The organism is Streptomyces sp. NPDC028331 (genome assembly GCF_055565775.1).
Genome location: NZ_JBVHTR010000007.1, coordinates 390,494 through 399,411, shown reverse-complemented (window position 1 = coordinate 399,411; position 8,918 = coordinate 390,494). Strand labels below are relative to the sequence as shown.

The window sequence follows — 8,918 nt, the reverse complement described above, 5'->3', positions numbered from 1 at the left end:
CCGTCTACGGCTACTTCGCCCACTGGGAAGCCGACGGCATCTTCGAGCAACTCACCGGCCTGTTACGCGGCAAAGTCCGCCAGTCCGAAGGCCGCGCCAGCGAGCCCAGCGCCTGCCTGATCGACAGCCAGAGCATCAAAACCTCTGCCACCGTCCCCCTGACCAGCCAAGGTGTCGACCCGGCCAAGAAAATCATCGGCCGCAAGCGGCACATCATCACCGACACCCTCGGCCTGCTCCTGGCCGTCACCGTCACCGCCGCCAGCATCCACGACTCCGCCGCCGGCACCCAGCTCCTCGCCCACGTCGCCGCACGCCACCCCACCATCACCAAAGCCTGGGCCGACAACGGCTACAAGACCAAAGCCGTCGAACACGCAGCCCACCTCGGCATCGACCTCGAAATCGTCCGACGCGACCCCACCACCCGCGGCTTCCACGTCCAACCCCGCCGCTGGGTCATCGAACGCACCCTCGGCTGGCTCATGCACCACCGCCGCCTGGCCCGCGACTACGAAACCCACCCACACCGATCAGCCGCCATGATCCAGCTCGCCGCCATCAACCTCATGACCCGCCGCCTCACCCACGAAGCCACCACCAACTGGCGTGACAGCTAAGCCAAATGAAACAGACAACCGAGAACCAAACGCTCACTTACAGACGCCCCTGGACGGTCATTTCAGGAGTTCAAGCAATCGGTCGGCGAGGATCGCGGCCGAGTGGGGGTTCTGCCCGGTGATGAGGTTGCGGTCCTCCACCATGTACGGCTGCCAGATGGGGCCGCGGCTGAAGTCGACACCGATCTTGTCCTTCAGCTCCGTCTCCAGCAGCCACGGTGCCCTGGAGGCAAGTCCCACGGCCTCTTCCTCCTCGTCGGTGAAGCACGTGACCCGGAAGCCCTTGAAGGGAGATTCACCGTGGATCCTGGTGGCCAGCATCGCGGCTGGGGCGTGGCACACGATGGCGAGGGGCTTGCCCGAGGCCAGCTGTGCCGTCAGCAGCCGGCCGATGTCGGCGTCGAACGCCAAGTCGGACATCGGACCGTGCCCACCAGGGAGGTACACCGCGTTGTAGTCCTCGAGGCGGACATCCGACAGCTTGAGCGGCCGCCGCATCACCTCGGCGGAACGAATGATTTCTTCCGACTCGAGGGCGCCTTCCTCACCACCCGCCATCGAAGGCCGAAGACTCATCATGTCGACGTTTGGGATCGCACCACCGGGTGTCGCGACCGCGACGTCATGCCCGGCGTCCGTGATCTTCTTGTACGGCATGGCGAACTCTTCGGCCCAGTAACCCGTCGCATACCTGGTGCCGTCCTTGAGCACCCAGTACGTCGCTCCGCTCACTATGAAGAGGACTGTAGCCATGGCACCTGACCTCCTAGCCCCCTGAGCTGCCCGAACATGGTGGAGGTGGATGGAACGGCTCGGACACATACTCGGCCAGGCATGCGCGAGCTTCTCCCCCATTGGACGCCCGGCACCACAGCCCGGCAAGTCAGCAACGGCATGCGGCCACCCTGATCCGGATCGACTGCTCAATTCCCCCTGATCCTGCGGTGGTTGTGTGATCGGCGAGGCGGGTGACGGCGTCGCGGCACGAACGAGCAATGACGGCGACGCAGCGATCACTGCCAGGACGCGGACGCGACGTGACGACGTTCGCCTTGGCATCCTCCATGAAACCGGCGCCCCGTGATCCGTTTCCTACGCGTCGACGCCCGCCTTTCACTGACAGAAGACCACACCGCACCGCTGGGTTCCGCTCCCGCGAACCTGCGGTCACTCGGCGCGACCGCGGGCCGGGCAGAGTCCACCACGCCAACAGTAGTTGACATGTCAACTAAAGTCTGCAGATACTTGACCAGTCAAGCATACTTTCCGCGGCCGTCAGTCCGCGCTCCATGAGGAGGAGACCATGAAGGCCGGTGCCTTCGAAATCGGGCTCGACTCGTTCGGCGAGGTCGCTACGGACGACCGTCGTGTCCTCAGCGACGCCGAGACCGTACGGCTGCTGGTCGAGGAGGCCAAACTGGCCGAAGCCTCGGGAATCGACGTGTTCAGCATCGGCGAGCATTACCGGGCAGGACACGTCGACAGCGCCACCCCTGTGCTGCTCTCGGCCATCGCATCGGTCACCGAGCGGATCCGCCTCGGCACGTCGGTAACCGTCCTGAGCACCAACGATCCCGTGCGCCTGTACCACGACTTCTCCACCCTGGACGCCGTGTCGAACGGCCGGGCCCAGGTCGTACTGGGGCGTGCCTCCTCCACGGAGTCCTTCTCGCTTTTCGGATACGACCTTGCCGACTATGAGCGGCTCTTCGAGGAGAAGCTCGACCTCTTCTTGCGTCTGCAGCAAGACGAGGCGGTGACATGGTCCGGCACAGTCCGGACACCGCTCAGCGACCAGAAGCTCCGTCCCATGATGCGGGACGGTGGCATCCCCACGTGGATCGGTGTGGGGGGCAACCCCGACTCCGTCGTCCGAGCCGCCCGTCACGGCCTGCCCTTGATGCTGGCCGTCATCGGCGGACGTCCCCAGCGCTTCGCCGGTCACATCGATCTCTACCACCGGGCGCTCGAGCAGTTCGGCCACCAGCCGAAACCGGTCGGCCAGCACTCCCTCGGCCTTGTCGCCGACACGGACGAGGAGGCAGCCGAGACCTGGTGGCAGTACTGGGAACCGGTGATGAACCAACTAGCCGAGGAACGTGGCTTCCCCAAGCCCACCCCCAGGCGTTACGCGGAGGAGATCCATAGCGGGGCGCTGTTCATCGGATCCCCGGAAACCGTGGCCAGAAAGATCGCCAGGACGGCCCATGAGCTGAGCTTGAGCCGCTTCGACCTCAAGTACGACATCATGCACCTGCCTCGCCGGGCCCGCGCCCGCACGATCGAATTGCTGGGCCGCGAAGTCGCCCCCCGTGTGCGGGAACTACTCGAAAAGGAACCCGCCGCTTTCTGAACTCGCGCTGGGTCTCGACGCCTTCGGTGGCGTCCCCGAGTCCCCGGAGTCACCACCACGTCATTCGGCGCCTCCGCGAGTCCGACTCCACGTCCGGCGCTCGTCGGCGTCGCCGTTTGTCATCACATCCGGCTGCCCTCCGGCACCGAGGTCCTGAGCTGCGACGATCCCGTCCGGGCGTTCCAGCGCTTCGCCACGCGGTCGACGCCCTCCGGCGATCTGGCCGAGGTCATCCTCGGGCATGGCTCCTGCACCGGAGCGTCTCCCTCGTTGGTTACGACCTGAACGACCGCGGCACATGACCATCTGGGTGCAGGCCGGCAGGTTACCGCACGCAGTCGTGCGCACCGCCCGGCCACAAACGTCCGCTGGTGCTCATAGGCGGCTCCCCCGACCGCTGCGCCCCACGTCGTCCTCCCTCGCCGCGCCCATGCTCGGTTCGGCACCGCCGTCCGTCCGGTGGGTAAGCACGGCTCCGACCAGCAGGAATGGCGCGACACCGGACAAACGAAAAATAATGAATATCGCCCGAATGCGCCAGGTATGGAAGGTGCTCCCCGACACCCACGTCTTCGCGCTGGAGGGAGTCGTCTCGTGGCCGACACCGAACCAGTGACAGGCCGACAGCACGTCGACGGCCCTGTGATCAACGGTGCGGATCTCGCGAAGGTGCTCCACAGCGCCGTCCGGGAAGCCATGCACCGGCTGCACGCCGCCACGGCGGCGGTCTATCTGCTCGACGAGCACCACGGCGAACTCCGACTGGCCCTGGCCGGCGGAAGTCCGCCGTCGCTGTTCACCTTCGCCGGAAAGATGAGGCTGGACGCGCCCCGTGCCACGGCCCGCGCCGTACAGTCGGGCACCACGGCCGTTCTCATCGATCCGAATCCCTCCGGCCCGGACCAGGAACACGCCCAGCCCTATCCGTACGCGGCGCTGTCCGCTCCGGTAACCGCCGCGGACCAGCGCTTCGGGGCCCTGACCGTGCTACGCGCGGAGGACTGCGGCGCCTTCTCGGCCGCCGAGCGCGGACAGCTCGAGGAGGTCGGCAACGATCTCGCACGGGATCTCGCCGCGCTCGTCAAGAACGGTGTCACGGTGGCCGCAGGTCCGATGCCCATGCTGATCCCTCCGGAAGCCGACATCGACACCAGCGCGTGCACACCTGGCTGGGGAGTGCAGGGCGTGCCGGGCTCCGGTGGGACAAGCATGATGTACCCCCTGCGGCGTCTGGCCGACCTGCTCAACCGAGCCACGGCCATGGAGGACATCGTCACGGCGGCCGAGTACTGCGTCATGACGCCGCTACGCGCACAGGCATTGGTTCTGGCCTCGGTGGCCGAGGGCCGCTTGTGGGTGCTGGGACACTGCGGGGCCTCCTCGGACCTCGTCCGTGGCCTCCATGGCCTCCGGATGAACGACCGCACACCGGCCACCGAGGCGTTTCGAGGACGTCCGCTGTTCGTGTCCGAAGGCCTGTCGCTGCTCGGCGACGGCCGCGAGGGCCAACCGCACACGGAGGTCTACATCCCGCTGACGGGCGACGACCAGCTCATCGATGTGCCTGTCGCACGTCAACGGCACGTCGTCGGCGTGTGCTGTCTGACCTTCGACGCTCCTCGCGGTTTCCCGCCCGAGGAAAGAGCCCTGCTCGGCATGATGGCGGGACTGCTCGGGTCAGCGGTGGACCGCGTCGAGCTGAGCGCGCGGCAGCGTGCCGTCGCCGAATGCCTCCAGAGGACTCTTCTGCCGCCCGTGCTGCCCGATCTGCCGCGCCTTCTCACCACAGCCCGCTACCTGCCGGCCACGTCCACGTCCACGTCCACGGTCGGAGGGGACTGGTACGACGTGATCACGCTGGCGGACGACCGCGCGGTACTGATCGTCGGTGACGTCGAAGGTCACGCCATGGAGAGCGCCGCCCTGATGGGGCAAGTACGCACCGCGACGGCCTCGTACGCCACCGAGGGGCACCGCCCCGCCGCGGTGATCGAGCGGACCGGCCGACTCCTCCAGAGACTGCGCACCGACCTGACGGTGACCTGCTGCGTCGTGTCACTGGACACCGTGGACGGCACTGCGGAGGTGGCCCTGGCCGGCCATCCTCCGCCCCTGGTACGCGGGCCCGACGGAAAGATCGGCGTCCTGGAGGCCCCGGCCAACGTCCCCCTGGGCGTGTGCCCGGCAGGCGCCTATCAGGGAAGGGAGCACACCCTGGAGTCCGGTGCGCTGCTGATGCTGTACACCAACGGTCTCGTCGGCTGGGACACGGCCGACGCCGAGGCCCTCGGCCGGGCGCTGCTGGGCTCGCAAGACCAGGGATCGCCCGTCGATCTCGAGCGGTTGGCGGACGCGGTCATCTCCGAAGTGTCCGCCCCGTGGCAGCGGCGCGACGACGCCGTCCTGCTTCTCGCCCTGCACGAAGGGACGAGGGGCCAGGAAGAACCCCGGGTGGGAAGTCTGCACATTCAGCGTCACGACCTGCGCGGGGTCAGGGAGGCACGCACGTTCGTCCACGACCGCCTGGCTTCGTGGGGGCTGGACACCATGTCGGAGGCGATGGAGCTGATCGTCTCCGAAACCGTGACCAATGCGCTCGTGCATGCCGGCAGCGATGTCGACGTGCGTCTGCGGGCGTTCACGGATCACATCCGCCTCGAGGTACGCGATTCGGACACCCATCCCCCGGTTCCCTCACCCCTGTCACTGGCCGAGGAGACCAACGCGGAAGCGGAACACGGCCGCGGTCTGCTCATCGTCGAGGCTCTGGCCGAGATGTGGAACAGCTCCCCCAACGGGCTGGGCAAGACGGTGTCGCTGAACTTGCCCATCACCCCCGACTGAATCGAGCGCCGGGGCACCGGCCAGACACCCTTCCACCTGTCATCCCTGCCGACACAGTGTGGCCTCAGCGACATTCGCGAGGGAAGGGCGCACCGGGAGAGCGGAACCCGAATGTCGTGGTCATGCCCGTTCCCGAACGTCGGCCGGAGAGCGAGAAGGAGCAGGCTGACACCTACCCGTCATAGTCGGTCGGTCGTATACTGTGAGCATGGGCCGGACAAGTGACGCGAAGGAAAAGATCCTCACCGCTGCACACTCGCTGATCGAGCAGCGCGGCTACTCCGCTCTGGGCGTGGCCGAGATCTGCAAGACGGCGGGGGTGCCGAAGGGCAGTTTCTACTATTTCTTCGAGTCCAAGGAAGCCCTTGCTCTTGCGGTGATCGAGGAGCACTGGGCGGCGGAGCACCGTGCGTGGACCCGGATCCTGGACAGCGATGCCGAGCCCCTCGAGCGGCTGCGGCAGCTTTTCGAAGCCACGCAGGCCGCCCAGCAGGCCGGCCAGGAGAGCTGCGGAGTGATCTCGGGCTGCCTGTTCGGCAACCTCTCCCTGGAGATGAGCAACCAGACGGAAGCCATACGCGAACGGCTCCAGCAGATCTTCGAAACCCAGGCACAGATGGTCGACAGCGTCATCATCGAGGCCCGCGAGCGCGGCGAGGTCTCCGTGCAGGACACACGCACAGCCGCCCAGTCGATCGTCGCCCAGCTCGAGGGCCAGGTACTGTTCGCCAAGCTCTACAACACCACCTCACCACTGGCCACCCTGTGGACCAACTGCCTGGCCCTGCTCGGCGCCCACGCACCCGCCCGGACCTGACCCCCCTCCCGCAGGCCTCGCGAACGAGCACCAACTTCACCACAGGCCCATCCGCGGGCAGAGACGGCAACCTGTAATGCCACGCCCCGCGGACAAACCGCCGGCTCACCGCCGAGAGGCCGGCCGGTCGCCCGCTCTACCTGCCCGGCCGCACCGGCGACGCCGTCCGCGCCTCGTTCCGCTTGCGCGCTCGATAAGCGGCCGCCTTGATCCTGTTGCCGCAGGGATCCATGGCACACCACTCACGGCGACCGCCGTGCGACCGGTCGAGATACACCTGCGTGCACTCGTCCCTGCTGCATTCCTTCAGCAGCGTGGCCTCCGGCCCGCCGAGCAGCTCCACGGCCTGCCGGGCGACCGACGACAACGCCTGCCGCGGCGAGCCCTCGACCTGGCGGCTCCCCCGTCGGACGAGCCGTGGAACAGCGGACGGCATCCGGGCGGTGTCGTTGACCAGCGCCAACGCATCGGCGTCATAGCGCTCTCCCTGCAGCGTGGCCACGATCAGCAGATAGATCGCCTCACGAAGAGCAATTGCCTGCCGCAGATCGGACGGCTCGCACCGCGTGTCCTCGTCGACGACGCCCGACTCACGGAACCAGGCCTCGAGACTCTCTGTCGAGGTGAGCATCTCGGTGGGCACCGCGTTCCGTCGCGCACGCAGCGTGCCCACGAAATCCAGTACCGGAGCCCCGCACTTGAAGGTATGCACCATGTCACCATTCTGACGGGTGACGAACACCACGGCAAGCAGCATCACTCACATCCCAAGGCGCCGCGCCGCGGCTCGGACTCCCGGCCGGCGGCGGGACGCGAGCCTGCGGCGCCGACCACCCAAGGAGGCACCGGATGCCGATCCCCGGCCTTGCGGCGGGATGCGCGATCCCTGTCCGCGCGGTGCGGTCGTCCTCGACAGCGACGGCCTGCGCATCGTCAGCGACCTGGCATCTCGATCGACTCGGCATGCCTTCCGCGGTCACGGTATGTGGGCGCGGCATGTCATCGTCGCCGCTGTAACCGACGCGGGTCGACACGACACCAGGAAGCGAACGGATCAGCTCCTGCATGCCCCGGAAGCAGCCGCCTGCCAGCAGCGCCTTTTCGTGGACGGCGGTCATGGAGCATCACCCTTGCGGTTCGACGAGTCAGGTCTCCCTCGTCATGCGGACAGCTTCGTCACCTATCAAGGGGGGACTTTGCGTCCGTCCTCTCGGATCTGACCCGCCGGCCCAGCCGCCAGTGAGGTCGCGACTGCGCTGTACCGCGGGCGACGGCGACCATTTCATCTCGACGCCCAGCGCATTCAGCGCGCTGGCGCTTCAGGTGTGTGCCGGCCGCCACCGCGAACAGCCCGGGACCGCCGGACGTCCCGACCGATCCAGGACGCGGCGGGAGCCGTTGTCGGCCGAACCGGACGACCATCGGCGAGGCAACGTACGGAGCGCCGATCGACTCGACTCAAGCACGGACAAGACCCTGGCCATCCGCTACGAGAACGCGGCCTCCAGTTCCGGACTTGCATCACATCGCCTGCCAGTGGTTACGACTCCCCTGACGTTGCGGACATGACCTGGCCGGGGGCTATGCGCTCAAGCACCTGGGTGGCCGCGGGGATGTCGCATTCTTCGAGACGGGAGAAGATGTGACGCCGCACACTCGCAAGGTTCGTGGGCCAGGCCTGCTCGAGCTGTTCCCAGCCGGAACCGGTGAGGACCGCGAGCCAGGCCCGCCCGTCCTCAGGACACCGCTTACGCAACACGAGGGACTGCTTCTCGAGGCGGTTGACCACTCTGGTCATGCCGCTCAGCGAGAGCCCGCAGGCGTGGGCCAGTTCACTCATCCGCAGCTGGTTGCCGGGCGCTTCCGACAGGTGGACCAGGACCGTGTACTCGCCGCTGGTGATCGACTGCTCCTTGAGCATGTCGGCGTCGACGATGCGGGGCACTTGCGCGATCACCCTGCCGAGAGCGCGCAGGAAAGCCTCCTCCTCGCGGCTGAGAGGTTTGATCGTCGTCGGCTTCGGCATGGGCACAGTCTAGTTGCGGGAAGGCAGTCGCCTGCGAGGGGTCAGCCGGGTGCACACGACTCCGAGGGCCCCGCGCCGCCGCAGGGCGCGCCCGGACACCGGAACCCACGGAGATCGGCGCGTTGACACACTCCTTGGTCACCCACCTGGAGAGATAGACGACCGGTCGAGCTCCACGTGACGGTCACCACCTGGGCACACCTGGTCGAACCAGAAGTCGACGGGTGCGGTGGCAGCCGAACCGATGGTCTGCGACAT

Annotated in this window: 7 protein-coding genes and 1 pseudogene; 4 read left to right on the top strand and 4 right to left on the bottom strand. The window is 67.2% G+C overall.

Features of this window, described 5'->3' with window-relative positions:
• Nucleotides 1-620: IS5 family transposase (locus tag ACZ4SW_RS13805; protein WP_468241989.1), on the top strand; the 620-nt coding region annotated here is incomplete at its 5' end.
• A gap of 57 nt (nucleotides 621-677) precedes the next feature.
• On the opposite strand, the gene ACZ4SW_RS13800 is transcribed toward ACZ4SW_RS13805, so the two are convergent.
• A complete protein-coding gene (locus tag ACZ4SW_RS13800; protein ID WP_468241987.1) occupies nucleotides 678-1,373 on the bottom strand; it encodes a type 1 glutamine amidotransferase domain-containing protein in 696 nt (231 codons plus the stop codon).
• A 550-nt stretch (nucleotides 1,374-1,923) separates the two neighbouring features.
• Between ACZ4SW_RS13800 and ACZ4SW_RS13795 the strand changes: the two genes are divergently transcribed.
• The 3 genes from ACZ4SW_RS13795 to ACZ4SW_RS13785 all read left to right on the top strand — a co-directional run bounded on the left by ACZ4SW_RS13795 (nucleotide 1,924) and on the right by ACZ4SW_RS13785 (nucleotide 6,634).
• Nucleotides 1,924-2,973 (top strand): LLM class flavin-dependent oxidoreductase, encoded by a 1,050-nt coding sequence (locus ACZ4SW_RS13795; protein ID WP_468241985.1) that lies wholly within the window; start codon nucleotides 1,924-1,926, stop codon nucleotides 2,971-2,973.
• Between the two features lie 459 nt (nucleotides 2,974-3,432).
• Entirely contained in the window at nucleotides 3,433-5,817 is a 2,385-nt protein-coding gene (locus ACZ4SW_RS13790; protein ID WP_468241983.1) for a SpoIIE family protein phosphatase, read from the top strand.
• A 208-nt stretch (nucleotides 5,818-6,025) separates the two neighbouring features.
• Complete coding sequence (locus tag ACZ4SW_RS13785; RefSeq protein WP_468241981.1) at nucleotides 6,026-6,634, top strand: TetR/AcrR family transcriptional regulator; 609 nt, start codon at nucleotides 6,026-6,028, stop codon at nucleotides 6,632-6,634.
• Nucleotides 6,635-6,770: 136 nt separating this feature from the next.
• Here ACZ4SW_RS13785 and ACZ4SW_RS13780 read toward each other — a convergent pair whose 3' ends face one another.
• From ACZ4SW_RS13780 to ACZ4SW_RS13770, 3 genes and pseudogenes are all read right to left on the bottom strand, one after another.
• Entirely contained in the window at nucleotides 6,771-7,391 is a 621-nt protein-coding gene (locus tag ACZ4SW_RS13780) for a CGNR zinc finger domain-containing protein (protein ID WP_468241979.1), read from the bottom strand.
• 188 nt (nucleotides 7,392-7,579) lie between these two features.
• Nucleotides 7,580-7,752, bottom strand: a pseudogene (locus tag ACZ4SW_RS13775) (peptide-methionine (S)-S-oxide reductase); the annotation flags it as partial.
• A gap of 422 nt (nucleotides 7,753-8,174) precedes the next feature.
• Nucleotides 8,175-8,660 carry a MarR family winged helix-turn-helix transcriptional regulator gene (locus tag ACZ4SW_RS13770; RefSeq protein WP_468241977.1) on the bottom strand — a complete coding sequence of 162 codons (486 nt, stop codon included), beginning with the start codon at nucleotides 8,658-8,660 and terminating at the stop codon, nucleotides 8,175-8,177.
• Nucleotides 8,661-8,918 lie beyond the last annotated feature (258 nt).